Source organism: Bradyrhizobium sp. 930_D9_N1_4, assembly GCF_052076015.1.
In the GTDB taxonomy this organism is placed as follows: Bacteria; Pseudomonadota; Alphaproteobacteria; order Rhizobiales; family Xanthobacteraceae; genus Bradyrhizobium.
In genome coordinates, this window is record NZ_CP197236.1 from 4,844,021 (window position 1) to 4,869,129 (window position 25,109).

General features: G+C 64.7%; 24 protein-coding genes and 2 riboswitches. Of the genes, 18 read left to right on the plus strand and 6 right to left on the minus strand.

Annotated features, from left to right (window positions below):
• Nucleotides 1-118 precede the first annotated feature (118 nt).
• The 9 genes from AB7532_RS23075 (at nt 119) to AB7532_RS23115 (ending at nt 12,004) form a co-directional block, all read left to right on the plus strand.
• Nucleotides 119-1,249, plus strand: a complete 1,131-nt coding sequence (locus AB7532_RS23075; protein ID WP_441236998.1) for a M20/M25/M40 family metallo-hydrolase — start codon at nt 119-121, stop codon at nt 1,247-1,249.
• Nucleotides 1,250-1,344: 95 nt separating this feature from the next.
• Nucleotides 1,345-1,451: riboswitch (glycine riboswitch) on the plus strand.
• A gap of 3 nt (nt 1,452-1,454) precedes the next feature.
• Nucleotides 1,455-1,579, plus strand: a riboswitch (glycine riboswitch).
• A gap of 66 nt (nt 1,580-1,645) precedes the next feature.
• Nucleotides 1,646-2,959, plus strand: a complete 1,314-nt coding sequence (locus AB7532_RS23080; protein WP_441236999.1) for a D-amino acid dehydrogenase — start codon at nt 1,646-1,648, stop codon at nt 2,957-2,959.
• 181 nt (nt 2,960-3,140) lie between these two features.
• Nucleotides 3,141-4,082, plus strand: a complete 942-nt coding sequence (locus AB7532_RS23085; RefSeq protein WP_441237000.1) for an ABC transporter permease — start codon at nt 3,141-3,143, stop codon at nt 4,080-4,082.
• Nucleotides 4,083-4,102: 20 nt separating this feature from the next.
• A complete protein-coding gene (locus AB7532_RS23090; protein ID WP_441237001.1) occupies nt 4,103-4,990 on the plus strand; it encodes an ABC transporter permease in 888 nt (295 codons plus the stop codon).
• Nucleotides 4,991-5,004: 14 nt separating this feature from the next.
• Nucleotides 5,005-6,654 (plus strand): ABC transporter ATP-binding protein, encoded by a 1,650-nt coding sequence (locus AB7532_RS23095; RefSeq protein ID WP_441239340.1) that lies wholly within the window; start codon nt 5,005-5,007, stop codon nt 6,652-6,654.
• A 213-nt stretch (nt 6,655-6,867) separates the two neighbouring features.
• On the plus strand, nt 6,868-8,373 hold the full coding sequence (locus AB7532_RS23100; protein WP_441237002.1) for a M81 family metallopeptidase: 1,506 nt from the start codon (nt 6,868-6,870) through the stop codon (nt 8,371-8,373).
• 13 nt (nt 8,374-8,386) lie between these two features.
• Nucleotides 8,387-9,550, plus strand: a complete 1,164-nt coding sequence (locus AB7532_RS23105; protein WP_441237003.1) for a M20 aminoacylase family protein — start codon at nt 8,387-8,389, stop codon at nt 9,548-9,550.
• 2 nt (nt 9,551-9,552) lie between these two features.
• Complete coding sequence (locus tag AB7532_RS23110) at nt 9,553-10,974, plus strand: amidase (RefSeq protein WP_441237004.1); 1,422 nt, start codon at nt 9,553-9,555, stop codon at nt 10,972-10,974.
• A 139-nt stretch (nt 10,975-11,113) separates the two neighbouring features.
• Nucleotides 11,114-12,004 carry a crotonase/enoyl-CoA hydratase family protein gene (locus AB7532_RS23115; RefSeq protein WP_441239341.1) on the plus strand — a complete coding sequence of 297 codons (891 nt, stop codon included), beginning with the start codon at nt 11,114-11,116 and terminating at the stop codon, nt 12,002-12,004.
• Nucleotides 12,005-12,134: 130 nt separating this feature from the next.
• Here the strand turns inward: AB7532_RS23115 and AB7532_RS23120 are convergent, their stop codons facing one another.
• From AB7532_RS23120 to AB7532_RS23130, 3 genes are all read right to left on the minus strand, one after another.
• Nucleotides 12,135-13,112 carry an NADPH:quinone oxidoreductase family protein gene (locus tag AB7532_RS23120; protein WP_441237005.1) on the minus strand — a complete coding sequence of 326 codons (978 nt, stop codon included), beginning with the start codon at nt 13,110-13,112 and terminating at the stop codon, nt 12,135-12,137.
• A complete protein-coding gene (locus AB7532_RS23125) occupies nt 13,112-13,720 on the minus strand; it encodes a 2-hydroxychromene-2-carboxylate isomerase (protein WP_441237006.1) in 609 nt (202 codons plus the stop codon). The genes AB7532_RS23120 and AB7532_RS23125 overlap by 1 nt, the downstream gene beginning before the upstream one ends.
• Before the next feature lie 137 nt (nt 13,721-13,857).
• A complete protein-coding gene (locus AB7532_RS23130) occupies nt 13,858-14,559 on the minus strand; it encodes a glutathione S-transferase N-terminal domain-containing protein (RefSeq protein WP_441237007.1) in 702 nt (233 codons plus the stop codon).
• 144 nt (nt 14,560-14,703) lie between these two features.
• Here AB7532_RS23130 and AB7532_RS23135 point away from each other — a divergent pair, with 144 nt between their 5' ends.
• Together AB7532_RS23135 and AB7532_RS23140 are read left to right on the plus strand one after the other, a co-directional pair.
• Nucleotides 14,704-15,726 (plus strand): methionine synthase, encoded by a 1,023-nt coding sequence (locus tag AB7532_RS23135; protein WP_441237008.1) that lies wholly within the window; start codon nt 14,704-14,706, stop codon nt 15,724-15,726.
• Nucleotides 15,726-15,956: a hypothetical protein gene (locus tag AB7532_RS23140; protein ID WP_441237009.1), complete on the plus strand. Its 231-nt coding sequence runs from the start codon at nt 15,726-15,728 to the stop codon at nt 15,954-15,956. The genes AB7532_RS23135 and AB7532_RS23140 overlap by 1 nt, the downstream gene beginning before the upstream one ends.
• Here the strand turns inward: AB7532_RS23140 and AB7532_RS23145 are convergent.
• The 3 genes from AB7532_RS23145 to AB7532_RS23155 all read right to left on the minus strand — a co-directional run bounded on the left by AB7532_RS23145 (nt 15,953) and on the right by AB7532_RS23155 (nt 18,016).
• Nucleotides 15,953-16,570: a hypothetical protein gene (locus AB7532_RS23145; RefSeq protein ID WP_441237010.1), complete on the minus strand. Its 618-nt coding sequence runs from the start codon at nt 16,568-16,570 to the stop codon at nt 15,953-15,955. The genes AB7532_RS23140 and AB7532_RS23145 overlap by 4 nt on opposite strands.
• Nucleotides 16,571-16,724: 154 nt before the next feature.
• Complete coding sequence (gene gpt / locus AB7532_RS23150) at nt 16,725-17,252, minus strand: xanthine phosphoribosyltransferase (protein WP_441237011.1); 528 nt, start codon at nt 17,250-17,252, stop codon at nt 16,725-16,727.
• A 26-nt stretch (nt 17,253-17,278) separates the two neighbouring features.
• Nucleotides 17,279-18,016, minus strand: a complete 738-nt coding sequence (locus tag AB7532_RS23155) for a competence/damage-inducible protein A (RefSeq protein WP_441237012.1) — start codon at nt 18,014-18,016, stop codon at nt 17,279-17,281.
• Nucleotides 18,017-18,293: 277 nt separating this feature from the next.
• Between AB7532_RS23155 and AB7532_RS23160 the strand changes: the two genes are divergently transcribed.
• The 7 genes from AB7532_RS23160 (at nt 18,294) to AB7532_RS23190 (ending at nt 25,097) form a co-directional block, all read left to right on the plus strand.
• Nucleotides 18,294-19,712, plus strand: coding sequence for a circularly permuted type 2 ATP-grasp protein (locus tag AB7532_RS23160; RefSeq protein ID WP_441237013.1), 1,419 nt, complete (start codon nt 18,294-18,296; stop codon nt 19,710-19,712).
• A gap of 4 nt (nt 19,713-19,716) precedes the next feature.
• Nucleotides 19,717-20,661 (plus strand): alpha-E domain-containing protein, encoded by a 945-nt coding sequence (locus tag AB7532_RS23165; RefSeq protein WP_441237014.1) that lies wholly within the window; start codon nt 19,717-19,719, stop codon nt 20,659-20,661.
• Nucleotides 20,662-20,827: 166 nt separating this feature from the next.
• Nucleotides 20,828-21,676, plus strand: coding sequence for a transglutaminase family protein (locus AB7532_RS23170; protein WP_441237015.1), 849 nt, complete (start codon nt 20,828-20,830; stop codon nt 21,674-21,676).
• A 128-nt stretch (nt 21,677-21,804) separates the two neighbouring features.
• Nucleotides 21,805-23,004: an acyl-CoA dehydrogenase family protein gene (locus tag AB7532_RS23175; RefSeq protein WP_441237016.1), complete on the plus strand. Its 1,200-nt coding sequence runs from the start codon at nt 21,805-21,807 to the stop codon at nt 23,002-23,004.
• Between the two features lie 52 nt (nt 23,005-23,056).
• Complete coding sequence (locus tag AB7532_RS23180; protein ID WP_441237017.1) at nt 23,057-23,464, plus strand: carboxymuconolactone decarboxylase family protein; 408 nt, start codon at nt 23,057-23,059, stop codon at nt 23,462-23,464.
• An 82-nt stretch (nt 23,465-23,546) separates the two neighbouring features.
• Nucleotides 23,547-24,305, plus strand: coding sequence for a proteasome-type protease (locus AB7532_RS23185; protein WP_011088363.1), 759 nt, complete (start codon nt 23,547-23,549; stop codon nt 24,303-24,305).
• A 33-nt stretch (nt 24,306-24,338) separates the two neighbouring features.
• Nucleotides 24,339-25,097: an SDR family oxidoreductase gene (locus AB7532_RS23190; protein WP_441237018.1), complete on the plus strand. Its 759-nt coding sequence runs from the start codon at nt 24,339-24,341 to the stop codon at nt 25,095-25,097.
• Nucleotides 25,098-25,109: the final 12 nt, after the last annotated feature.

Consider the following 25,109-nt stretch of genomic DNA (forward strand, 5'->3'; position numbering starts at 1 on the left):
CATGGCATCGCGTGCACGGGCTCCACAAAGATCGGTTTGGCACTACAACACTCTCCACGCGTCCTCCTCGCGCCAATGCAATGCGCATTCCATCTTTCGAAGCTTGAGAGACATTGAGATGAATCCAGCCAATCTTCCCTTCGATTCCGAAGCGATGCTCGAGGGCCTGCGCACCTGGGTGGAATGCGAAAGCCCGACCTGGGATGCCGGCGCCGTTAACCGCATGCTCGATATCGCAGCGCGGGATATGGCGATCATGGGTGCGACGATCGAACGCATCGGCGGACGCCAGGGCTTTGGCGGCGTCATCCGCGCGCGCTTTCCCCACCCGAAGCAGGGCGAGCCCGGCATCCTGATCGCCGGCCACATGGACACGGTCCACCCCATCGGCACGATCGAGAAGCTGAAATGGCGGCGCGAAGGCAACAAGTGCTACGGCCCCGGCATCTACGACATGAAGGGCGGCAACTACCTTTCGCTGGAAGCGATCCGGCAGCTTGCGCGCGCCTCCTTCACGACGCCCCTGCCGATCACCGTGCTGTTCACGCCGGATGAGGAAGTCGGCACGCCCTCGACGCGCGACATCATCGAGGCGGAAGCCGCCCGCAACAAATATGTGCTGGTGCCCGAACCAGGCCGCGCCGACAACGGCGTCACCACCGGACGTTACGCCATCGCGCGATTCAATCTCGAAGCGACGGGACGGCCGAGCCACGCCGGCGCAACATTGTCGGCGGGACGCTCGGCGATCCGCGAGATGGCGCGGCAGATCCTCGCCATCGACGCGATGACGACGGAGGATTGCACCTTCTCGGTCGGCGTCGTGCATGGCGGGCAATGGGTCAATTGCGTTGCCACAACTGCGACCGGCGAGGCGCTCTCCATGGCCAAGCGCCAGGCCGATCTCGACCGCGGCGTCGAGCGCATGCTGGCGCTGTCGGGCACGTCCAACGATGTCACCTTCAAGGTGACGCGCGGCGTGACGCGGCCGGTGTGGGAGCCGGATGCCGGCACGATGGCGCTGTATGAAAAGGCGCGCGGCATCGCCAAATCGCTCGGCCATGAATTGCCACATGCGAGCTCGGGCGGCGGCTCCGATGCCAACTTCACGGGCGCGATGGGCATCCCCTCGCTCGACGGCCTCGGCGTGCGTGGCGGCAACGGCCACACGCTCGAAGAGTTCATCGAGGTCGACAGCCTGGTCGAACGCGGGCGCCTGATGGCGGGATTGCTGGCGACGCTGGCGTAAACTGAATCGACTTCGCACTGCACAATACGTTGGCAGTCGCGGTTGAAATTTAGCCTTGTCTAAAAATGAGGCGCATCGTACTGCTCGATGGTCCACGCGACGATGCGGGAGAGATCGCAACGAAGGCCACCAGCCTTTTTTTTGCGGCGCCGACGGAGCAACCGCCCCGGAAACTCTCAGGCAAAAGGACTGTATCGTCAGGACGATCTGGAGAGAGACGGCACGATTGAAAGTCGTGACGTCCACCGAAGGGGATAGTCCGCATAGACGTCATGAGGTCAGGCCTCGTGGGTCCGTGCCGGATCAAGCTCTCAGGTAACCGTGACAGATGGGGCGCCGAACGGCCTTGCGGCCGGCGGTCAGCCGTCTCTAACTCACGGGAGCCCTGAACTTTCCATGACCCATATCGCCATCATCGGCGCCGGCATCACCGGCGTAACGACTGCCTATGCCCTGCTCGATCGCGGCTACAAAGTCACGGTGCTCGACAAGCACCGCTACGCCGCGATGGAGACCTCGTTCGCCAATGGCGGGCAACTCTCCGCCAGCAATGCCGAGGTGTGGAACAGCACCGCGACGATCCTGAAAGGCTTACGCTGGATGTTCCGGCGCGATGCGCCGCTGCTGATGAACCCGCGACCGAACTGGCACAAATATTCGTGGATGAGCGAGTTCGTCGCCAACATCGGCAACTACCGCGCCAACACCATCGAGACGACGCGGCTCGCGATCGAAGCGCGCAAGCATCTGTTCGAGATCGCGACCCGCGAGGGCATCGACTTCGATCTCGAACGCCGCGGCATCCTCCACATCTATCACGACAAGAAGGGTTTCGAATCCGGCCTGCGCGTCAACGCGCTGTTGCAGGAAGGCGGATTGGATCGCCGCCCGGTGACATCCGAAGAAATCCGCACGATCGAGCCGACGTTGCGCAAGGATTGTTACGGCGGCTTCTACACGCCCTCGGATGCGACCGGCGATATCCACAAGTTCACCCGCGGGCTTGCGGACGCCTGCAAACGGCGCGGCGCGACCTTCATCCACGAAGCCGACATCGACTCCGTAGCCCAGGCCGGTGGCGGCTTTGTCATCGGCTGGGCTGATCTTTCTGCCAGTGATGCTGTCGCATCCGCGCGCGGCATGCTGAAGGCGGACGGCGTCGTGGTCTGCGCCGGCGTCGCCAGCCGTCACTTCGCCAGCCTGCTCGACGAGCGCGTCAACGTCTATCCGGTGAAGGGCTATTCGATCACCGTGCAGCTCGACACCGCTGAAAGCCGCAACGCGACGCCGACCGTGAGCCTGCTCGACGAAGCCGCCAAGATCGTCACCAGCCGGCTCGGCGCCGATCGTTTTCGCGTGGCCGGCACCGCCGAATTCAACGATTTCAACCGCGACATCCGCGCCGACCGCGTGCAGCCGCTGGTCGACTGGGTCCGCGGCAACTTCCCGGCCGTCGAGACGTCCAGGGTGGTGCCGTGGGCCGGGCTGCGGCCGATGATGCCGAACATGATGCCGGTGGTGCGCGCGGGCCGGATGCCCGGCGTCTTCTTCAACACCGGCCACGGTCATCTCGGCTGGACCCTGTCCGCCGCGACCGCGCAGATGATTGCCGGAACCATCGACGGCTGGCGCGGCCTCAACGCGCCGCCAACCGCGCCTTCGCTTCAGCAAAAACTTGGGGTTGAGCGCGAGTTACGTCATGCATCCTGAGTGGTCGATATCAGCCACCGGGCGGCCCCTTGCGACCGCCCTGCCCTTGGCACACAATTTGCCCCGAAAGATCGGCTTCTCCGGCCGGCTTTCCAGCCCGAGTGACAGGCGTGCATGATAGACACAATCGATTCCACGGGCGCTTCTCGGCCCCACCAGTTCCGCAGCCGGAGATAGGTGCATGCTAGGTTATCTCATTCGCCGCGTTCTGGCCGCCGTGCCTGTGATGGGCGTCGTCGCGCTGTTCGTGTTCCTGTTGCTGCGGCTGACGCCGGGCGATCCCGCCGCGATCCTCGCCGGCGACAACGCGACACCCGAACGGCTCGAGCGCATCCGCGACTCGCTCGGCCTCAACGAGCCGCTGATCGTGCAATTCGTCACCTGGGTGAACAAGCTGCTGCATGGCGATCTCGGGACATCGCTGATCTCCAACCTGCCGGTCATCAAGATGATCAGCCAGCGCATGGAGCCGTCGATCTCGATCGCGCTCTCGACCATTATCCTCGCCGTCATCGTCGCCGTGCCGCTCGGCGTCATCGCGGCGTGGAAGCACGGCACCTGGATCGACCGTTTCGTGATGGGCCTCTCCGTGCTCGGCTTCTCGGTGCCGGTGTTCGTGGTCGGCTACATCCTGATCGAGGTCTTCGCGATCGACCTGCGCTGGGTGCCGGTGCAGGGCTTCCGCAGCATCTTCAACGGTTTCGGCCCGTTCTTCGAGCGCATCATCCTGCCGACCTGCGCACTGTCCTTCATCTACATCGCGCTGATCGCGCGCATGACGCGCGCGGCAATGCTCGACGTGCTCGGTGAGGACTATGTGCGGACAGCACGCGCGAAGGGCATCAACGAGGTCGCGGTGATGATGCGGCACGCGCTGCGCAACGCCGCCGTGCCCGTGATCACCGTGATCGGCACCGGTTTTGCGCTGCTGATCTCCGGCGTCGTCGTGACCGAGAGCGTGTTCAACATCCCCGGCATCGGCCGGCTCACGGTGGACGCGGTGCTGGCGCGCGACTACCCGGTGATCCAGGCCATGATCTTGCTGACGTCGCTGATCTACGTCGTCGTCAATCTCCTGATCGACGTCGCCTACACGCTGCTCGATCCCCGGATCCGGTACTAGGGCCAAGGATAACAACAACAATGTCCGTCGATAGCCTTCCCCAGTCCTCCATTCCGATCACGTCGCCGCTGCGACCGCGCTTCGGATTCCTGACCTCGACGCCGATCATCGCGGCGGCCACGATCCTGCTCACCTTGATCGTGCTGGTTTCGATCCTGGCACCCCTGATCGCGCCGCATGATCCGGTCCAGCTTGCCCCCTCGCAACGGCTCAAGCCCTCGTCGGCGCAGTTCCTGCTCGGTACCGACGCCTATGGCCGTGACCTGTTGTCGCGCGTCATCTATGGCGGCCGCATCTCGCTGCTGATCGGCATCGGCGCGGCGATCATGTCTGTCGTCATCGGCCTCGCGATCGGCCTCGTCTCCGGCTTCTTCAAGCTGGTCGATTCCGTGCTGATGCGCGTCATGGACGGCCTGATGGCGATGCCGAGCATCCTGCTCGCGATCGCCGTGGTGTCGCTGTCCGGCGCCAGCATCTGGACCGTGCTGATCGCGATCACCATTCCCGAAGTCCCACGCGTGGCGCGACTGGTGCGTTCGGTCGTGCTGTCGGCGCGCGAAGAGCCTTATGTCGAAGCCGCAATCTCGGTCGGCTCGTCGCTGCCGAAGATCATGTGGCGGCATCTGATGCCGAACACGATCGCACCGCTGATCGTCCAGGGCACCTATGTCTGCGCCTCCGCGATCCTCACCGAGGCCATCCTCTCCTTCCTCGGCGCCGGCATCTCGCCGGAGACGCCGACCTGGGGCAACATCATGGCCGAAGGCCGCCAGTATTTTCAGCTCAAGCCAACGCTGATCTTCTGGCCGGGCCTGCTGCTCTCGATCGCGATTCTCAGCATCAATCTGATCGGCGACGCCGCCCGCGACGCACTCGATCCGCGCATGAAGCAGCGGGAAGGCAAGTGATGAGCGATAAAGCGATGACCAGCCCCATCCTCGACATCAGTAACCTCGTCGTCTCCATCGGCAAGAAGCCCGGCGCGCACAAGATCATCGACGGCATCTCGATCCAGGTGCACGAGCGCGAGACGCTGTGTCTCGTCGGCGAAAGCGGCTCGGGCAAGTCGGTGACCTCGCTCACCACCATGGGCCTGCTACCGAAGGGCACGCTGGTGCCGACCGCCGGCAGCGTCAAGCTCGTCGGCGAGGAGATTCTTACCGCGACCGACCGCCGGCTGCGCCAGCTGCGCGCCACGCAGATGGCGATGATCTTCCAGGAGCCGATGACCGCGCTCAATCCGGTCGTGCCGGTCGGTCGCCAGATCGACGAAGTGCTGCGCGCCCACACCAATCTCGACGCGCGGGCGCGCAAGAAGCGCATCCTCGACATGATGGAGCAGGTCCGCCTGCCCCAGGTCGAGCGCATCTTCGCCTCCTACCCGCACCGCCTCTCCGGCGGTCAGCGCCAGCGCATCATGATCGCGATGGCGCTCGTGCTGGAGCCGAAGCTGCTCATCGCCGACGAGCCGACCACTGCGCTCGACGTCACCACGCAGAAGCAGATCTTGACTTTGATCCGCGACCTCCAGCGCGATCACGGCACGGCCGTGCTGTTCATCACCCATGACATGGGCGTGGTCGCGGAGATCGCCGACCGCGTCGCGGTGATGCGGCAGGGTCGGCTGGTGGAGACCGGTCCGCTCGAGACCGTGCTGCGCAATCCGACCATGGAGTACACCCGCAATCTGCTCTCGGCAGTGCCGAGCCTGGTGCCGCGTGCGGCGCGGCCGGAGACCAAAGAACCTGTCGTGCTGGAGGCCAACGACCTCAGCAAGGTCTACAAGGAGCGCGCGTTCTTCGGCAAAGGCCGCGAGGTCGTCGCTGCCGACAAGGTGACGCTGACTCTGCGCAAGGGCCGCACGCTCGGCATCGTGGGCGAAAGCGGCTCGGGCAAGTCCACCGTCGCACGCTGCATCGTGCGCCTGATCGACCCGACCTCGGGCGGCGTGCGCCTGGCCGGCCGCGAGATCGCCGACATCTCGCGGCGCCTGCTCCAGCCGCACCGGCAGAAGATCCAGATCGTGTTCCAGGACCCCTACCGCTCGCTCAACCCGCGCATCACCGTCGGCGAGAGCATCGCGGAGGGCCCGATCAATTACGGCACCTCGCATGCCGATGCGATGAAGCGGGCGCGCGAGCTGCTCGAGCTGGTCGGCCTGCCCGCCGACGCCGTGACCCGCTATCCGCACCAGTTCTCCGGCGGCCAGCGCCAGCGCATCGCCATTGCGCGCGCGCTCGCGCTCGATCCGGACGTGCTGGTCGCGGACGAAGCGGTCTCCGCGCTCGACGTCTCGGTGCAGGCGCAGGTGCTGGAACTGCTCGACGAGATCCAGAAGCGGCTCGGCATCGCGATCCTGTTCATCACCCACGATCTGCGCGTCGCGGCGCAAATCTGCGACGAGGTCGTGGTGATGCAGCACGGCCGCGTCGTCGAACAGGGTCCGGCCGCCGAGGTGCTGACGCATCCGAAGGAGGCCTACACCAGGGCCCTCCTCGAGGCCGCCCCCGGCCGCGACTGGGACTTTGCGAACTTCCGGCCGGTGTCGGAAGGCGCGGCGGCCACGGCCTAGGTCTGTCCACTCGTCATTGCGAGCGAAGCGAAGCAATCCAGAATCCCTCCGCGGAAACGGTCTGGATTGCTTCGCTTCGCTCGCAATGACGGCGATTGCCTCAAGCATTCCCAAAACGGCTTGACGCCATGCACGGCGCGATTGCTTCCCGGCTTGCTCTCGCCGCAAGCACGGGGCTAACGTCGCGCACTTTCAATCGCTGGACCTGTATTGATGACACGCATCGCCGTCGGCGGCTTCCTGCACGAGACCAACACCTTCGCTCCGACGAAGGCGACATTCGCGGACTTCCAGCATGGCGGCGGCTGGCCGGCGATGACTGAAGGTGCCGAATTGCTGAAGGTGATGCGGCGCATCAATGTCGGCCTCGCCGGGTTCGTCGACAGTGCCGAAGCCAATGGCTGGGAACTGGTTCCGACCATCGCCTGTGGCGCAAGCCCCTCGGCGCACGTCACCAAGGACGCCTTCGAGCGCATCGTGAGGGTGATGGTGGACGGCATCGCGGCCGCAGGCTCTCTCGACGCGGTCTATCTCGATCTGCACGGCGCGATGGTGACCGAGCATCTCGACGACGGCGAAGGCGAGATTTTGGCGCGCGTGCGTCGCGTCATCGGCAAGGATGTTCCGCTGGTCGCGAGCCTCGACCTCCATGCCAATGTCACCCCCGCGATGATGGAACATGCGGACGCGCTGATCGCCTACCGCACCTATCCGCATGTCGACATGGCCGAGACGGGCCGCGCTTCCGCGAAGCATCTGGCGCTCCTGCTGAAGACCAAACAGCGGTTTGCAAAGTCGTTCCGGCAATTACCGTTCCTGATCGCGATCAGCTGGCAGTGCACCAACGACTATCCCACCAAGGGCATCTACGAAAAGCTCGCCGCGCTCGAAAGCGATGCGGTTCCGACATTGTCCTTTGCGCCGGGATTCCCCGCCGCCGATTTCCGCGACTGCGGCCCAAGCGTGTTCGCCTATGGCAAGACGCAGGAAGATGCCGACGCTGCGGCTGATGCGATCGTGAAACTGATCGAAAGCCACGAGGATGATTTCGACGGCAAGATCTGGTCGCCCGACGACGGCGTCCGCCACGCCATGGAACTCTCCAAGGCAGCGAGCAAGCCGATCATCATCGCCGACACCCAGGACAATCCCGGCGCCGGCGGCGATTCCGACACCACGGGCATGCTGCGTGCGCTGGTGCGCAACAAGGCCAGTGCGGCGACCGGCGCGATCTACGATCCGGAATCGGCGAAGGCCGCGCACGCGGCCGGCGTCGGCGCCACCGTGACGCTGTCGCTCGGCGGCAAGTCCGGCATTCCCGGCGACGAGCCCTATACCGAGACCTTTGTCGTCGAAAAACTCTCCGACGGCCGCTTCATCGCGCCCGGCCCCTATTATGGCGGCCGCGAGATGGAGATGGGTCCCTCCGCGGCCTTGCGCATCGGCAACGTCCGAATCGTCGTGTCCTCGCACAAGGCGCAGCTCGCCGACCAGGCGATGTACCGCTATGTCGGCATCGAGCCGACGCAGGAAAAGATTCTGGTCAACAAGAGCTCGGTGCATTTCCGCGCCGATTTCGAACCGATCGCGGAAAAGCTGATGATCTGCGCCGCGCCCGGCGCAATGCCGGCCGACACCGCCTCGCTGCCCTGGACGCGCCTGCGGCCTGGCATCCGCATCAAGCCGAACGGCCCCGCTTTCAATCCCTCCTCACGCTAACCGGACAGGACCCATGCCCACGATCGACCGCATCGACGGCTATGCCGACGAACTCACCGCCATCCGCCGCGACCTCCACGCCCATCCCGAGATCGGTTTCGAGGAAGTGCGCACCTCCGGCATCGTCGCCGACAAGCTGAAGAGCTGGGGCATCGAGGTGCATCACGGTCTCGGCGGCACCGGCGTCATCGGCGTTATCAAGGGCAAGGGTTCGGGCGGCAAGCGCATCGGGCTTCGCGCCGACATGGACGCGCTGCCGATGGAAGAGAACACCAATCTGAAATGGAGTTCGAAGATTCCCGGCCGCTTCCACGGCTGCGGCCATGACGGCCACACCACCATGCTGCTCGGCACCGCGCGCTACCTCGCCGAGACCAAGAATTTCGACGGCACCGTGCACCTGATCTTCCAGCCGGCCGAGGAAGGCCTCGGCGGCGCCCGCGCCATGATCAAGGACGGGCTGTTCGAGAAGTTTCCCTGCGACGAGCTCTATGGCCTGCACAACGCGCCCGACCTCAACCACGGCGAGATCGCGATCCTGCCCGGCCCGGCGATGGCCAGCGCCGACTTCTTCGACCTCCGCATCACCGGCTACGGCGCGCACGGCGCGATGCCCGAGCGTTCCAAGGACGCGGTGATCATCGCGACCACGCTGGCGCAGGCGATCCAGACCATTGTCAGCCGCAACGTCGAGCCGCTGCAGGCCGCGGTGGTGTCGATCACCCAGATCCACGCGGGCTCCGCCTACAACGTCATTCCCGGCGACGCGCATCTTTGCGGCACCATCCGCACCTTCTCGAAGGACGTCCGCACCCTGATCAGCGAACGCATCCGCACCATCTGCGCCGGCATCGCGAGCGCCTACCAGTGCGTGATCGACGTCGACATCCGCGACACCTTCAACGTGCTGATCAACCAGGTCGAACAGTCCAAGGTGGTCGAGGACGTCGCGCGCACGATCGTCGATCCAGCCAAGGTGATCACCCGCGCGCAGCCGAAGATGGGCAGCGAGGATTTCGCCGACATGCTGGAGACCATCCCCGGCGCCTATTTCTGGGTCGGCCACGACGGCTCGGTGCCCGTGCACAATCCCGGCTTCGTGCTCGACGACAAGATCCTGCCGATCGGCGCCAGCATGTTTGCCCGCATCATCGAAACGCGCATGCCGGTGGGTTAGCGATGCAGAAAAAGAGCGTCGAAGAGGCGGTCACCTCGCTGCACGATCTGTCCGCGGTCGATTTGATCGCGGGCTATCGCGCCAAGCAATTCTCGCCGAGCGAGGTGCTGGAGGACGTGCTCGGGCACGTCGCTACGTGGGAACCGCATCTGAAGGCGCTCTATGCATTCGATCCCGACAGCGCGCGCGAGGCCGCCAAGGCCTCGACCGCGCGCTGGAACGGCGGCGAACCGTCAGGCGCGCTCGACGGCGTGCCTGTCACGGTGAAGGACAACATCGCGACCAAGGGCGTGCCGGTGCCGCTGGGTGCTGCCAGCGTCAAGCTGGTGCCGGCCGAGAAGGATGCCCCGCCGGCAGCGCGCCTGCGCGAGGCCGGCGCGGTGATCTTCGCAAAAACCACCATGCCCGATTACGGCATGCTGTCCTCGGGGCTCTCCTCTTTCCATGCGCTGGCGCGCAATCCCTGGGACCTCTCCAAAAATCCCGGCGGCTCCAGTGCGGGCGCAGGCGCAGCTGCCGCGGCCGGCTACGGCCCCTTGCATCTCGGCACCGATATCGGCGGCTCGGTCCGCCTGCCCGCGGGCTGGTGCGGCCTCGTCGGCCTGAAGCCGAGCTTCGGCCGCGTGCCGATCAACCCCACCTATGTCGGCCGCGTCGCCGGCCCGATGACCCGCACCGTCGACGATTGCGCCCTGATGATGAGCGTGATCGCAAAGCCCGACCGCCGCGACGGCATGAGCCTGCCCGCCGAGCCGCTCAACTGGAAGGGCCTGGAGAAATCGCCGCGCAAGCTGCGCATCGGTTTGATGCTCGATGCCGGTGTCGGCCTGCCGGCAGAAAGGTCCGTCCGCGAAATTGCGGTGAAAGCCGCAAAGGCGTTCGAATCTGCCGGTAGCGTCGTCACCGAGGTCGACGGCATTTTGACCCGCGAGATGCTCGACGGCCTCGACAATTTCTGGCGCGCGCGGATGTGGGACGATCTGTCGAAACTGACGCCGGACGAGCAGGCCAAGGTGCTGCCCTACATTTTCAAATGGGGGGCGTCGGGTGCAAAATTGTCGGGCGTCGACGTGATCCGCGGCTTCAACCAGACCATGGCGATCCGCGCGGCGGCGTCAAAGCTGTTCTGCGAGCTCGACTATGTGATCTCGCCGACCGCGCCGAACGTGAACTATCCGGCCGACTGGGCCTCGCCCACCAACGATCCGATGAGGCCGTTTGAGCACATCTGCTATACCGTGCCGTGGAATATGTCGGAGAACCCTGCGGTCTCTCTCAATGGCGGCTTCGACGCCAACGGCTTTCCCATCGGCGTGCAGATCGTCGGCCGCCGCTTCGACGATATCGGCGTGCTCGGCATGGCCAAGGCGTTTGAAAGCCTGCGCGGCGCGCAGAAGCCCTGGCCGAGGCCGCCGGCGAAGTAGCTTTCGTCATGGCCGGGCTTGTCCCGGCCATCCACGTTCTCGTACAGGTCACCACATGCCCAGTCCGCGCAAGACGGATGGTGGCGACCATGCATCTCGTCTCGTCGAGACCGAATTCAAGACAAGGAAGGAAACCACCATGGCGTATGAGACGATCAAATACGAGGTCGCCGAGCAGATCCTCACCATCACGCTGAACCGGCCCGACAAGCTCAACGCCTTCAATGCACAGATGCAGTCCGAGCTGATCGACGCGTTCGATGCCGCCGACAAGGACGACAACGTCCGCGCCATCATCGTGACAGGCGCCGGCCGCGGTTTCTGTGCGGGCGCCGATCTGTCCTCGGGCGCCGATACCTTCGACCGCGACGCGCGCCGTGGCCCCGTGAAACGCTTCGCAGACGGCAAGGTCGACTACAGCGATCCGCAGGTGCGCGATGGCGGCGGCCAGGTCACCTTGCGCATCTTCAAGTGCCTGAAGCCCGTCATTGCCGCCGTGAACGGCCCGGCAGTGGGCATCGGCGTCACCATGCAGCTCGCGATGGATATCCGTATTGCGTCAGACGCGGCGCGCTTCGGCTTCGTGTTCTCCCAGCGCGGCATCGTGCCGGAGGCCGCCTCGAGCTGGTTCCTGCCGCGCATCGTCGGCATCTCGCAGGCGCTGGAATGGTGCTATTCCGGCCGCGTGTTCCCGGCGCAGGAAGCGCTGGCGGGCCGCCTTGTCAGCAAGGTCGTGGCGCCCGACGATCTGCTGCCGACCGCCCGCGCGCTCGCCAAGGAGTTCGCCGCCAAGACCGCACCGGTGTCGGTGGCGCTGATCCGTCAGATGATGTGGCGCATGATGGGCGCCGACGATCCCATGGAAGCCCACAAGGTCGACAGCCGCGGCATCTACGCCCGCGGCCGCTCCGACGATGTGAAGGAAGGCGTGGTGTCGTTCCTGGAGAAGCGCCCGGCGCAATTCAAGAACAAGGTGTCGAGTGATATGCCGGATTATTTTCCGTGGTGGAATGAGCGGGAGTATAAATAGCGCGAGGGACTCGTCCCTCGTTCACCGCTGTCATTACCCGCGAAGGCGGGTGATCCAGTATTCCACCAGCGCCAATTATCACGACCGCTGGTGATTACTGGATGCCCCGCCTTCGCGGGGCATGACAACCTCACTCCATCACCAGCGCAACGCGCCCGATGGCCTTGCGGTCTAAGAGCAATCGCATCGCCTTGGCGTAATCTTGCAGCGGCAGGCGGTGCGAGATGTTGGGGCGCAGCTTGCCCTCCTCCGCCCACGCGAGCAGTGCCTTGAGCCGCACCTCGCCGAGCGCCGGATTTTTTCGTACGGCTTCACCCGCGCGCACCCCTAACACGCTGGCACCCTTGATCAGCAGCAGGTTTGTCTTGGCCGAGCCGATTCCACCCGTAAAACCGATCACCAGCAGCCGCGCGCCCCAGGCGATGCAGCGCATCGAGTTCTCGAACACCTCGCCGCCGACAGGATCGAACACGACGTCCGCGCCGCGCCCGTCGGTGATGCGCTTGACGGCATCGCGAAATGGCTCGCGGTCGTAGCGGATGAGATGATCGGCGCCGCGCGACTTTGCGATGGCAAGCTTCTCGTCGCTGGACGCCGTCGCGATCACGGTTGCGCCCAGCATCTTGCCGATCTCGACGGCAGCCAACCCCACGCCGCCACCGGCGCCATGCACCAGCAGAACTTCGCCGGGCTCGACCCGGCCGCGATCGATCAACGCATGATAGGCGGTGCCATGACCGGCGAGGTAGGTCGCGGCTTCCGCGTAGTCGAAGGTCGATGGCATCGGCGTGAGTTGTGACGGCGTCACCACCGCTTCGTCCTTGAAGGCACCATGGCGCATCTTCACGATGACCTTGTCACCGACGGCGACGCCCCTCGCCTCCGCGCCAACCTCGGTGACATCGCCGGCGGCTTCCATGCCGGGCGTGAACGGCAGCTCCGGCTTGAGCTGATACTCGCCCGCCGCCATCAGCACATCAGGGAAATTCAAGCCGGCGGCGCGGATCGCGACACGCACCTCGCCCGGCTTCAGGGCGCGCGACGGAAACTCTTCCAACCGCAGCGTTTCAGGCGCGCCGAGCGCGTGGCAGACGACAGCCCGCACCATCAGGCCGCGCTCGCCTTGTTGCGGAGCAGCGCCTCGCGGATCAGCGGCAGGCGGTCGTTGCCAAAATACATGTCGGTCTTGTTGACGAAGATCGTCGGCGAGCCAAACCCGCCGCGTGCCACGACCTCCTCGGTATTGGCCTTGAGCTGATCCTTGATGCCCTGCTCGGAAATGCCGGCAAAGAATTTTTTCTCATCGATGCCGCCCTTCTTGCAGATCTCGGCCAGCACAGCGTCCTGCGAGATGTCCTTGTCGCCGCCCCAATAGGCCTCGAACAAGGCGGTCGCGAACGGCACCATGTCTTTGCCGAGCCAGATGCAGCCACGCATCGCTTTGACGCTGTTCACCGGAAACACCGTCGGCGGCATCTTGATCGACAGGCCCGCCGAGCACGCCCAGTCGGCGAGGTCCTTTTTCATGTAGCGCGCCTTCAGCGGCACCGGCGTCTCGCGCTGCGCATAGACGCTCGGATTGACGGTGTTGAAGATGCCGCCGACCAGGATCGGCCGCCACACGATCTCCGCGCCGACCTCTTTCGCAAGCGGCTGGATGTTGTGGAAGGCGAGATAGGTCCAGGGGCTGGAACAGTCGAAGAAGAATTCGATCATGGCGTTTCCTCAGTTAGTTTATTCCGCTCTATCCCGTCATTGCGAGCGCAGCGAAGCAATCCAGAGTCTTTCCGCGGAACCAGTCTGGATTGCTTCGTCGCAAGGGCTCCTCGCAATGACAGGGAGAGAACGGAGGCCTAGCTCTTTCCCCGCACTTCCTTAGCCCTCTGGCCGAACATGATCTTGCGTGATTCCTCGTCGAACGGCTCTTTTACGAATTTGCCGATCGCGAGCCCCGCCTGCACCTGCGGCCGGGCACGCACCTCGGCGTACCAGCGTTTCACGTTCGGATAGTCGTCGAGCGTAAAGCCCTGCGCCTTGTGGGTCATGGTCCAGGGGAAACAGGCAATGTCGGCGATGGAATAATCGCCGGCGACATAGGCGCCGGTCCGGCCGAGTTGCCGGTCGAGCACGCCATAGAGCCGCGCCGCTTCGTCGCGATAGCGCTCGATCGCGTAGGGAATCTTTTCCGCCGCATAAAGCGCGAAATGGCCGTGCTGGCCGAGCATCGGTCCCAGCCCCGCCATCTGCCACATCACCCACTGGATGGTGGTCGAGCGGCCACGCAGATCCGCCGGCAGAAAGCGACCGGTCTTCTCCGCCAGATAAATCAGGATCGCGCCGGTCTCGAACGCGGAGAATGGCGCACCGCCATCGGCGGGATCGTGATCGACGATCGCAGGAATGCGGTTGTTCGGGGAGATCGCGAGAAACTCAGGGGCGAACTGCTCACCGGCGCGGATGTTGACGGGCTTCACCGTATAGGGCAGCCCGAGTTCCTCCAGCATGATCGAGATTTTCAAGCCGTTCGGCGTCGGCGCGTAATAGAGGTCGATCATGACCTTTCCCTTGGCCTTCCTTGGCCCTTTCTCTGGGCCTTCCCTGTCGTCGCCAATGGAATAGATGACGACTTTTGTTGTTCTGTACCTTGACGTTAAGACATGGCAGGAAGGGGCGCAACATAACCTGCCGGGAGGGCCGCCATGCTGTTTCCAACCACGATCGCCGGCTCCTTGCCGAAGCCTGAATGGCTTGCCGAGCCCAACATGCTCTGGGCGCCCTGGAAGGCGCAGGGCGACGAGCTTCTCCGCGCCAAGCGCGATGCGACCATGCTTGCCGTGAAGGTGCAGGAAGACGCCGGCATCGACATCGTCACCGAGGGCGAGCAGGCCCGCCAGCATTTCGTGCACGGTTTTCTGGAGAAGATCGAGGGCATCGATTTCGCCCACAAGGTCGAGATGGGCATCCGGAAAGACCGCTACAAGGCGATGGTGCCGCAGGTGGTCGCGCCGCTGCGGTTGAAGGGCCGCGTCCACGCCGACGAGGCACGCGTCGCGCGCACGCATACGAAGAAGAAGTTGAAATTCACCCTGCCCGGCCCGATGACCATCATCGACACCATCGCGGATCGCTACTATGGCGACCGCGTCAAGATGGCCTTTGCCTTCGCCGAGCTGCTGAACGAGGAAGCCAGGGCGTTGCAGGCCGACGGCGTCGATCTCGTGCAATTCGACGAGCCCGCCTTCAACGTCTACATGGACGAGGTCAACGACTGGGGCATCAAGGCGCTGGAGCGCGCCGCGCAAGGCCTGACCTGCACCACGGCCGTGCACATCTGCTACGGCTACGGCATCAAGGCCAACACCGACTGGAAGGAAACACTCGGCGCGCAGTGGCGGCAGTACGAGCAGATCTTTCCGGCGATCGACGCCAGCCCGATCCAGCAGGTCGCGATCGAGTGCCGCAACTCGAAGGTGCCGCTCGATCTGCTTGCGCTGCTCAAGAACAAGATCGTGCAGGCCGGCGTGATCGACGTCGCCAGCGACGAGGTGGAGACCGCTGAGGACGTCGTGCAGGTGATCGATGCGGTGTCGAAATTCGTGCCCAAGAGCAACATCATCGCCACCACCAATTGCGGCATGGCGCCGATGCGGCGCGAGATCGCCGAAGCCAAGCTGATGGCGCTGGGCGCGGGTGCGGCGCTGGCGCGCGAGAAGCTGGGCTGATGATGGTTCGAGCGGTACTCGTCGTCGCGGCTCTCGCGGCGATCGCCGCACCTGCGGGCGCGGAGGATCGCTCCGTGCTGTTCAATTGCAAGGCAATGGTGGAACGCGCATCGAAGGATGCGGGCAGCGCGAGCGAAGCCGAGCTGACCCGTTGCCGCCAGGTGATCCGCGAATGGGCTCTGCGCGACGCGCGGACGACGGTGGACGAGCAAGGGCGGCCTCTGCGCTAGTCCAGAGCCGTCGGATGCGGCAGCGGCTTGTATCCGGCGATGATCGCGCGCAGTGCGGATGGAGGCGTCAGCAACATTGGGCTCGCCAGTTCGCGCTTTGCGCGGGCATAGCCCGATAGCGACCACAGCAGCGTCCTGCCCTGCATCACCAGGAAACTCTCCTCGCCCCGCTGCACCATTGCGCCGTCGGGCAATTCCGTGAGCGGCATCGGCAGCGCGTGCAGGCGCTTGCGTCCATGATCAAGCCGCTCCTGATGCAGGACGGCATCCATCGCCTTTGCACTGACGCCGCTCACGCCATTGCCTGCCTCCCACGCCGCGCGAAAGCGCTTGGCATCGTCGCGGCGGCAGAAGAAGCAGGGCCGGTGACCTGCGGCAAAGGCGGTGGCCTCGTCGAGAAAGAACAGCTCGGTCCAGCTCCGCCGCGCCATCACGGGGCGACGCCAGCCTCGGAATTCACACAGGCAGGTGATCCAGGCCGGCGACGACCAGCGCTTGTTCAGAAGCGTCTTCGTCGCGGGATCGTGGATGATACCGCGGTTGCCGGTGAACAGGCCGCGATGCGGGGTGGCGATGATGTCGCCGGTGGGCGTGACGCGGTTTTGCAGGGGCATGAAAGCTCTCTTCTCCTTCTCCCCGCTTGCGGGGAGAAGCTCGGGATGAGGGGGAGCCTCCGCAAGGTCAGTGAGAATTAGACTCGCGGAGAGTCCCCCTCACCCGCGCCTTCGGCGCGACCTCTCCCCGCAAGCGGGGCGAGGTGAAGAAAGTTCATGCCGCCCCGTCGCGAAGCGGCGGGTGATAGGAGAGCGCGGTGTCCCAGGGGAAGAAGATCCAGGTGTCCTGCGACACTTCCGTGATGAACGTGTCGACCAGCGGACGGCCCATCGGCTTGGCGTAGACGGTGGCGAAATGCGCATCGGGCAGCATCTTGCGCACCAGTCTGCCGGTCTTGCCGGTGTCGACGAGATCGTCGACGATCAGAAGCCCCTTGCCGGTGCCGCCGCCGAGTTTCATCGCCGATTCGGAAATGCCCTTGAGCACCTGAGGCTCGCCCTGCTTGTCGTGGTCATAGCTGGCGATGCAGACCGTATCGATCACGCGCACCCCGAGCTCGCGCGCGACGATCGCCGCCGGCACCAGGCCGCCGCGGGTGATCGCGATCACCGCGTGGAACGGGCCGACCTCGTTAAGCCGCCAGGTCAGCGCCCGGCAATCCCGGTGGAACTGGTCCCACGAGACCGGGAAAGCTTTGCCAGCGCGCTCCTGCGCACTCAGTTCGGGGGCCTCACCAGCCATTGTCGTCTCCTGCTTGGTCTGCCGTGCTAGCGGGTGATGTTCAGTCCCGCCAGCATGTCCTTCACCGCCGCCATCGCGGATGCGAGCTTGTCCGCATCGCGCGAGCGCACCACCAGATTGGTGTTGGGCTTTTGCTCTTCATCCATGAACGGATAGCTGCCGATGATGGTGTCGGGATGGGCGGCGGCGATTTCCCGCAGCGGGCTGCCGATGTCGCCTTCCCGCGCATTGGCGCGGACTGATTCGGACAGCATGCGCACGCCCGATTTCAGCTTGGGCGAGACGATGTCCATCATCGCCTGCATGATCGAGGGCACGCCGGCCATCACGATGACATTGCCGATCTTGAAGCCGGGGGCGAGGATGGTCGCGCTCTGGATCAACTCGGCGCCATCGGGGATGCGGGCCATGCGCAGGCGGGCCTCGTTGAGATCCTGCTCGCTCCAGCGCTCGCGGAAACGGGCGACCACCTCGGGGTGGTGGTCGATGCCGACGCCGAACGCCTTGGCGATGCTGTCGGCGGTGATGTCGTCATGGGTCGGCCCGATGCCACCGGTGGTGAAGACATAGGTGTAGCGATGCCGCAGTGCATCCAGGGCGGCGATGATGTCGGGCTCGTCGTCGGAGACGACCCGGACTTCCTTGAGGTCGATACCGATATTGGTCAGGTATTCGGCGATGAAGCCGATATTCTTGTCCTTGGTCCGGCCGGACAGGATTTCATCCCCGATGACCAGAATGCCCGCCGTGACGATGTCGCTCATACCTCAAGTCCCTCACCAATGGTCCCGACTTTGCCGAGGTAACGCGTTGAAGTCACGCGGTTTTGCTGCCGAAATAAGCAGTCCTCAGCCATTTTTTCAGGCATGCCGCCGGCTGTCCCCGGCAAATGCCTCTCCTCCATGCTTATAGCGCTGGCCCGGCCCTTGCTACCTCCTCCGAGTCATGCACTCTTGCCGCATGGCCAGGACGTTGCGGTCTTCACCAAGGCCTCGCGACCTGTCACATGGCGCAACGCCTTGCGGAGACAAGTCGGGATCTATGGCAGTCGCGTTTGACGAAATGAACATTCCCGGTGGGGACCTGCGCCCCGCCTATCAGGAGCTGGCGCGCTGGCTCAAGGAGACGCCTCCCGAGGCGCTCGAATATCGCCGCCAGGAGGCCGAGCTCCTGTTCCGCCGGATCGGCATCACCTTCGCGGTCTATGGCGATTCCGAGTCCACCGAGCGCCTGATCCCCTTCGACGTGATCCCGCGGATCATGTCCGGCAAGGAATGGACACTGCTGGAGAAGGGCCTGAAGCAGCGCGTCAAGGCGCTGAACATGTTTCTGCGCGACATCTATCACGGCCGCGACATCCTCCGCGCCGAGATCGTGCCCGACGATTTGATCTTCCAGAACCCGGTGTTCCGTCCCGAGATGAACGGCCAGCAGGTGCCGCACGACGTCTACGTGCACATCGCCGGCATCGACATCGTCCGGGTCGACGCCGAGGATTTCATCGTGCTCGAGGACAATGCGCGCACGCCGTCCGGCGTGTCCTACATGCTGGAAAACCGCGAGATCATGATGCGGTTGTTTCCGGACCTGTTCGCGCGCCACAGGATTGCGCCGGTCGAGCGCTATCCGGACGAGCTGCTCTCGGCACTTCGTTCGGTCGCGCCGCATAGCGCCTCCGGCGAGCCGACGGTGGCCCTGCTCACGCCCGGCGTCTACAACTCGGCGTACTATGAGCACTCGTTCCTTGCCGACAAGCTCGGCATCGAGCTGGTCGAAGGCCGCGACCTCATCGTCAAGAACAACGAAGTGTTCATGCGGACGACCGAGGGCGTGAAGCGGGTCGACGTGATCTATCGCCGCGTCGACGACGATTTCCTCGATCCCCTCACCTTCCGTCCCGATTCCGCGCTCGGCGTGCCCGGGCTGATGTCGGCCTATGCGGCCGGCAACATCACGCTCGCCAACGCCGTCGGCACCGGCATCGCCGACGACAAGGCGATCTACTCCTACATGCCTGACATCGTGAAGTTCTACCTCGGCGAGGAGCCGATCCTGAAGAACGTGCAGACCTGGCGCTGCCGCGAGCCGAAGGATCTCGCCTACGTGCTCGACCATCTCGGCGATCTCGTCGTCAAGGAAGTGCACGGCTCCGGCGGCTACGGCATGCTGATCGGCCCCGCCGCGACCAAGGCAACCATCGAGGCCTTCCGCGAAAAGCTCAAGCGCGAGCCGGAAGGCTTCATCGCGCAGCCGACGCTGGCGCTCTCGACCTGCCCGACCTGCACGGCGTCCGGCCTTGCGCCACGCCATGTCGATTTGCGGCCCTTCGTGCTCACCGGCAGCAAGGGCACCACCATCGTGCCCGGCGGGCTCACACGCGTCGCGCTGAAGGAAGGCTCCCTGGTGGTCAATTCGAGCCAGGGCGGCGGCACCAAAGACACCTGGATTTTGGACGAGTAGAGAGATGCTGTCGCGTACCGCCGAAAACCTCTACTGGCTCGCCCGCTACGTCGAACGGGCCGAATATCTCGCGCGCACCATCGATGCGACGCTGCGCGTCACCGCGCTTCCTGCCGCCTATATCGGCAAGACCAACGAATGGGACTCGGCGCTGCTCACCGCAGGCGTCGCCACGAGCTTCTATCAGACCTATGAGGAAGCCAACGAGCGCAACGTCGTCGACTATCTCTCGTTCTCGGCCGACAACCCGTCCTCGATCAGGAACTGCATCGAGGCGGCGCGGCTGAATTCCCGCTCGGTGCGCACGGCGCTCACCAGCGAGATGTGGGACAACATCAACTCGGCCTGGATCGAATTGCAGGAGGTCTGGAGCAAGGGCACCTCGACCCGCGAGGACCTGGCGAAATTCCTGCGCTTCGTGCAGGAGACTTCGCTGCGCTTCGACGGCTCGGCTTACCGGACCATGCTGCGCAACGACGCCTACTGGTTCTCGCGACTCGGCCTGCACCTGGAACGCGCCGACAACACGGCACGCATCCTCGACGTGAAGTATCACGTGCTGCTGCCCGAGGAGGAGCATGTCGGCGGCCCGCTCGACTTCTATCAGTGGAGCTCGATCCTGCGCTCGGTGTCGGCGCTGACGGCCTATCACTGGGTCTATCGCGAGACGCTGAAACCATGGCTGGTCGCGGACCTGCTGATCCTCAACGGCACGCTGCCGCGCTCGCTTGCGAGCTGCTACGACAATCTCACCCGCAACCTCGACCAGATCGGCGTCGCCTATGGCCGCCAGGGCCCGGCCCAGCGCCACGCCCGCGGCATCCGCAACAGGCTGGAACACAGCAATATGAACGACATTTTCCAGCATGGCGTGCATGAATTCATTCAGGAATTCATCACGGACAATTCCAGGCTGGGCGAAATCATCACGAAGCAGTATTTGATCTGATGTCCTCCGACTGACGGCATGGGATACCGTCATGGCCGGGCTCGTCCCGGCCATCCACGTTCTCGCTTTCGCGCGACGAAAAAGAACGTGGATGCCCGGGACAAGCCCGGGCATGACGAGCTTCTTTGCGGCCACAGTCGGCTAACCACCAACGACACGGTCCACCATGCGCCTGCGAATCCTGCACACCACGACCTATCGCTACGAGCCGCCGGCCACCAGCGTGATCCAGATCCTGCGCATGACGCCGTGCAGCCATGACGGGCAATATGTGGCGGAGTGGCAGATCGACGTCTCGACCGACACCAGGCTCGACACACACGAGGATGCGTTCGGCAACGTCACCCATGTGCTGTCCTGCGGACCCGTCAGCGACATCAAGATCATCGCCGAGGGCCTGATCGAAACCCATGACACCGGCGGCGTGCTGCGCGGCGCCGACGAGCGTTTTCCGGCCGGCATGTTCCTGCGCCCCACCGATCTCACCACCGTCAGTCCGGCAATGGCGGCGGTCGCACGGCAGTTGCGCAGCGAGGCCGAGAGCGACACGCTCGGCTTCCTGCACACGCTGATGAGCGAGATCAGCGATCACATGACCTTCGACGAGGACCCGACCAACAGCGGCACCTCGGCGGCCGAAGCGTTCACGCTCAAGCGCGGCGTCTGCCAGGACTATGCGCACATCTTCATCGCCTGCGCCCGCAGCGGCGGCGTGCCGGCGCGCTTCGTCTCCGGCCATTTCCTGCGCTCCGACGGCACGGTGCATCAGGACGCCGGCCACGCCTGGGCGGAGGCTTACATCGACGGCCTCGGCTGGGTCGGCTTTGATCCCGCCAACTGCATCTGCACCACCGACGCCCATGTCCGCATCGCGATCGGCCTCGACTATCTCGGCGCCGCTCCCGTGCGCGGCACCCGCTATGGCGGCGGCGCGGAGACGCTGACGGTGGCCGTGAAGGTCGAGCAGGCCGGCCGCGGCGGGCAATCGCAGTCGCAGTCCCAGCGGCAGAGCTAGCCGCATCTGCGGCGCAATCCAGGCGTGGCGTTACAGCTGTAATCGACGACCGCCGGGCTGAAACCGCGCCGTAGCGCCGCCTGTTCAACCTTCCCTTGCGATCCATTCCCGCAAGCGAGGTTGAGACAATGCGGCTTCAGGAAAAGAACAAGACTCACTCCGTGCCCTTGCGCGATCCCCACAAGGACATGCTTGCAGGAATCCAGCAGTTGGCCCCCGAGATCAAGGCACGCGCCGCCGAGATCGAAGCCGCGCGCCGCGTGCCGCCCGACCTCGTGGAACGGCTGCGGTCGATCGGGATTTTCCGGATGTTCGTGCCGCGAAGCCATGGCGGGCTGGAGCTGGATTTTCCGGCCGGACTGGAGGTCATCAAGGCACTGGCCCGCCTCGACGGCTCGATCGGCTGGATCTCGATCGTCGGCGGAGTCGGCGCGCTTTTCGCCGCCGCGTCACGCCCTGAATTGTATCAGCAAATCTATCGGGACGGGCCTGATGTCGCGATCTGCGGCTCGTCCCAGCCGGCCGGAACGGCGGAGCGTGTCTCGGGCGGCTATCGCGTCAAGGGCCGCTGGCCGTTCGCCAGCGGCTGCATGCATGCTGATTGGATGGGCGGTTTCTGCATCATCACCGAAAACGGCAAGCCGGTCGCCGGCCCGCACGGCAAGCCTTTGATGCGCATCGTTCTGCTGCCGGTGCGCGACTGGGAGATCGAGGACACCTGGCACGCCGCGGGGCTCAAGGGCACCGGCAGTCACCATATCGCGCTACGAGAGATGGTGGTTCCGGAGGCCCATGTCTTCGATCTCGATGCGGCCCCAAGTCTGCCGGGCCCGATCTATCAGGCCTTGCTGCCATGGGCGCCACTGCTTCACGGCGCATTCTCGCTGGGTTTGGCCGAGGGAACGGTCGATGACCTGCTCGCACTCGCCCATACCGGGAGGCAGCAGCTCTATGCGGCCACACCGCTGCGGGACTCCGAGATCTTCCAGTTCGGCCTCGGACGGATTACGGCAGACCTCAGTGCTGCGCAGGCCTACCACGAAGTCCAACTTGCCAGCCACTGGCGTCACGCTCTCGCTGGCACATTGAAGAACGAAGATGTCCATATCGAGGGGGCCCGATCCGCGACCTGGCTCGCCACGACCTGCGTCGGCATCGCGGATGCCTGTTTTGCGCTGGCCGGAAGCAGCGCGGTCTACGACAGCTCGCCGCTGCAGCGGCGCTTGCGCGATCTTCACGTCGCAGCACAGCACGCTCACGCGCAGCAGAGGCAGTATGTGGACGTCGGCAAGCTGGCTTTGCGGCGTTCGGCGGACCAGGCCGGCTGAGCACGAGCCGTGCTACGATCGCAGGGTCACATCAGACCCTGCGAGGACCCCCATGGCGACCGTCAAGCTGCTTTCGGACGATGAACTCTCCACTGAAGCGCGCGCCGTTTTCGACGATATCCGCAAGGTGCGGAAGTCAGATTTCGTCAACAATTTCTGGCGCGCGCTGGCGCATGATCCGAAGACGCTGCGGCGGACCTGGGAGAGCATCCAGGAGGTGATGGCGCCGGGCGCGCTCGATCCCAAGGTCAAGGAAATGCTCTATGTCGCGGTGTCTATCGCGCATGGCTGCAGCTACTGCATCCATTCCCACACCGCCGCCGCACGGGCCAAGGGCATGACCGAGGCCGAATATGGCGAGCTGCTCGCCATCGTCGGCATGGCCGCGGAGACCAACCGGCTGGTCACGGCGCTCGGCGTCCCCGTCGACGCGGCGTTTCTCGCCGATGCGGCTGACTGAGGTCCCGCCCCCGGGAATCGGGGGTTGGAGCGGCCGGCGAAATTGGCTAGTAATTCCGCGCAAACGCGTTCGGGGACCGGAAATGACCTATTGCTGCGGAATTCTGGTTCGGGACGGTCTGGTGATGATCGCCGACACCCGCACCAATGCCGGCCTCGACAATGTCTCGACCTTCCGCAAGCTGCATATCTTCTCCAAGCCCGGCGACCGCATCATGGCGATTGCCAGCGCCGGCAACCTCGCCATCAGTCAATCGGTGCTCTCCACGCTGACCGAAGGCCTCGAAGACCCCAACACGGGCGAGATCGAGACCCTGATGAACGCGCCGACCATGTTCCAGGCCGCCCAGCGCATCGGCCGGGCGATCCGGGCGGTGCATGCGACCGAAGGTCCGGCGCTGAAATCCGAAGACGTCTCCTTCGACGTTTCCTTCCTGTTCGGCGGCCAGATCAAGGGTGCGCGGATGCGCCTGTTCATGGTTTACACCGCCGGCAATTTCATCGAGTGCACCACCGATACGCCCTACCTTCAGATCGGCGAGCACAAATACGGCAAGCCGGTGCTCGACCGCGCCATGCATTACGACGTCGAGCTGTACGAAGCGCTGAAGACCGGCCTGATCTCGATGGACTCGACCATGCGCTCGAACCTCGGCGTCGGTCTCCCGATCGACGTGCTGGTGGTGCGGGCCGACGCCTGCGACGCCGATCTCAATCACCGCATCGAGGCGGGCGAGCCCTATTTCCACGATCTGCGTTCGCGCTGGTCGGCGGCCTTGCGCGCGGCGCATCAGAACATTCCGCGGCCGCCCTACAAGAACGAAAAAGAACCAAAAACCTGACAGCCAACTTGAAGATAGAAAAGGCAGGAAACGATGAGTGAAGCAAAGAAGATCGCAGTGGTGACGGGCGCCGGCACCGGTGTCGGCCGCGCCGCGTCGCTGGCGTTGATGAACACCGGCTTCACCGTGGTGCTGGTCGGGCGCCGCCTCGACATGCTCGAGGAGACCGCAAAGCTCGGCCCCGCCGGCAAGAGCCTGTGCGTCACCGCCGACATGACCAAGCCGGAGCAGATCGCCGCGCTGTTCGACAAGGTGAAGGCGACCTATGGCCGCCTCGACGTGCTCTTCAACAATGCCGGCATGGGCGCTCCGCCGGTCAACTTCGAAGATCTGAGCCTCGAGCAGTGGCAGGCCGTGGTGAATACCAACCTCACCGGCCCGTTCCTGTGCACCCAGCATGCCTTCCGCATCATGAAGGACCAGAGCCCGCGCGGCGGCCGCATCATCAACAACGGCTCGATCTCGGCGCATGCGCCGCGGCCGTTCTCGGCGGCCTACACCTCGACCAAGCACGCCATCACGGGCCTCACCAAGGCCAGCAACCTCGACGGCCGCATGTACGACATCGCGGTCGGCCAGGTCGACATCGGCAATGCCGCGACCCCGATGACCGATCGCATGGTCAACGGCCCCGGCGTGCTGCAGCCCGACGGCACGTCGAAGCAGGAACCGCGCATGGACGCGAAAGCGGTCGGCGACGCCGTCGCCTACATGGCCGGCCTGCCGCTGGATGCCAACGTGCTGACGATGACCGTCATGGCGACGAAGATGCCGTTCGTGGGACGGGGTTAGTCGCTGCTCTCG

Excerpts from the sequence above, each read along its gene's own strand:
- AB7532_RS23075 (WP_441236998.1), top strand. The coding sequence starts at position 119 with ATGAATCCAGCCAATCTTCCCTTCGATTCCGAAGCGATGCTCGAGGGC.
- AB7532_RS23080 (WP_441236999.1), top strand. The coding sequence starts at position 1,646 with ATGACCCATATCGCCATCATCGGCGCCGGCATCACCGGCGTAACGACT.
- AB7532_RS23085 (WP_441237000.1), top strand. The coding sequence starts at position 3,141 with ATGCTAGGTTATCTCATTCGCCGCGTTCTGGCCGCCGTGCCTGTGATG.
- AB7532_RS23090 (WP_441237001.1), top strand. The coding sequence starts at position 4,103 with ATGTCCGTCGATAGCCTTCCCCAGTCCTCCATTCCGATCACGTCGCCG.
- AB7532_RS23095 (WP_441239340.1), top strand. The coding sequence starts at position 5,005 with ATGACCAGCCCCATCCTCGACATCAGTAACCTCGTCGTCTCCATCGGC.
- AB7532_RS23100 (WP_441237002.1), top strand. The coding sequence starts at position 6,868 with ATGACACGCATCGCCGTCGGCGGCTTCCTGCACGAGACCAACACCTTC.
- AB7532_RS23105 (WP_441237003.1), top strand. The coding sequence starts at position 8,387 with ATGCCCACGATCGACCGCATCGACGGCTATGCCGACGAACTCACCGCC.
- AB7532_RS23110 (WP_441237004.1), top strand. The coding sequence starts at position 9,553 with ATGCAGAAAAAGAGCGTCGAAGAGGCGGTCACCTCGCTGCACGATCTG.
- AB7532_RS23115 (WP_441239341.1), top strand. The coding sequence starts at position 11,114 with ATGGCGTATGAGACGATCAAATACGAGGTCGCCGAGCAGATCCTCACC.
- AB7532_RS23120 (WP_441237005.1), bottom strand. The coding sequence starts at position 13,112 with ATGGTGCGGGCTGTCGTCTGCCACGCGCTCGGCGCGCCTGAAACGCTG.
- AB7532_RS23125 (WP_441237006.1), bottom strand. The coding sequence starts at position 13,720 with ATGATCGAATTCTTCTTCGACTGTTCCAGCCCCTGGACCTATCTCGCC.
- AB7532_RS23130 (WP_441237007.1), bottom strand. The coding sequence starts at position 14,559 with ATGATCGACCTCTATTACGCGCCGACGCCGAACGGCTTGAAAATCTCG.
- AB7532_RS23135 (WP_441237008.1), top strand. The coding sequence starts at position 14,704 with ATGCTGTTTCCAACCACGATCGCCGGCTCCTTGCCGAAGCCTGAATGG.
- AB7532_RS23140 (WP_441237009.1), top strand. The coding sequence starts at position 15,726 with ATGATGGTTCGAGCGGTACTCGTCGTCGCGGCTCTCGCGGCGATCGCC.
- AB7532_RS23145 (WP_441237010.1), bottom strand. The coding sequence starts at position 16,570 with ATGCCCCTGCAAAACCGCGTCACGCCCACCGGCGACATCATCGCCACC.
- gpt (WP_441237011.1), bottom strand. The coding sequence starts at position 17,252 with ATGGCTGGTGAGGCCCCCGAACTGAGTGCGCAGGAGCGCGCTGGCAAA.
- AB7532_RS23155 (WP_441237012.1), bottom strand. The coding sequence starts at position 18,016 with ATGAGCGACATCGTCACGGCGGGCATTCTGGTCATCGGGGATGAAATC.
- AB7532_RS23160 (WP_441237013.1), top strand. The coding sequence starts at position 18,294 with ATGGCAGTCGCGTTTGACGAAATGAACATTCCCGGTGGGGACCTGCGC.
- AB7532_RS23165 (WP_441237014.1), top strand. The coding sequence starts at position 19,717 with ATGCTGTCGCGTACCGCCGAAAACCTCTACTGGCTCGCCCGCTACGTC.
- AB7532_RS23170 (WP_441237015.1), top strand. The coding sequence starts at position 20,828 with ATGCGCCTGCGAATCCTGCACACCACGACCTATCGCTACGAGCCGCCG.
- AB7532_RS23175 (WP_441237016.1), top strand. The coding sequence starts at position 21,805 with ATGCGGCTTCAGGAAAAGAACAAGACTCACTCCGTGCCCTTGCGCGAT.
- AB7532_RS23180 (WP_441237017.1), top strand. The coding sequence starts at position 23,057 with ATGGCGACCGTCAAGCTGCTTTCGGACGATGAACTCTCCACTGAAGCG.
- AB7532_RS23185 (WP_011088363.1), top strand. The coding sequence starts at position 23,547 with ATGACCTATTGCTGCGGAATTCTGGTTCGGGACGGTCTGGTGATGATC.
- AB7532_RS23190 (WP_441237018.1), top strand. The coding sequence starts at position 24,339 with ATGAGTGAAGCAAAGAAGATCGCAGTGGTGACGGGCGCCGGCACCGGT.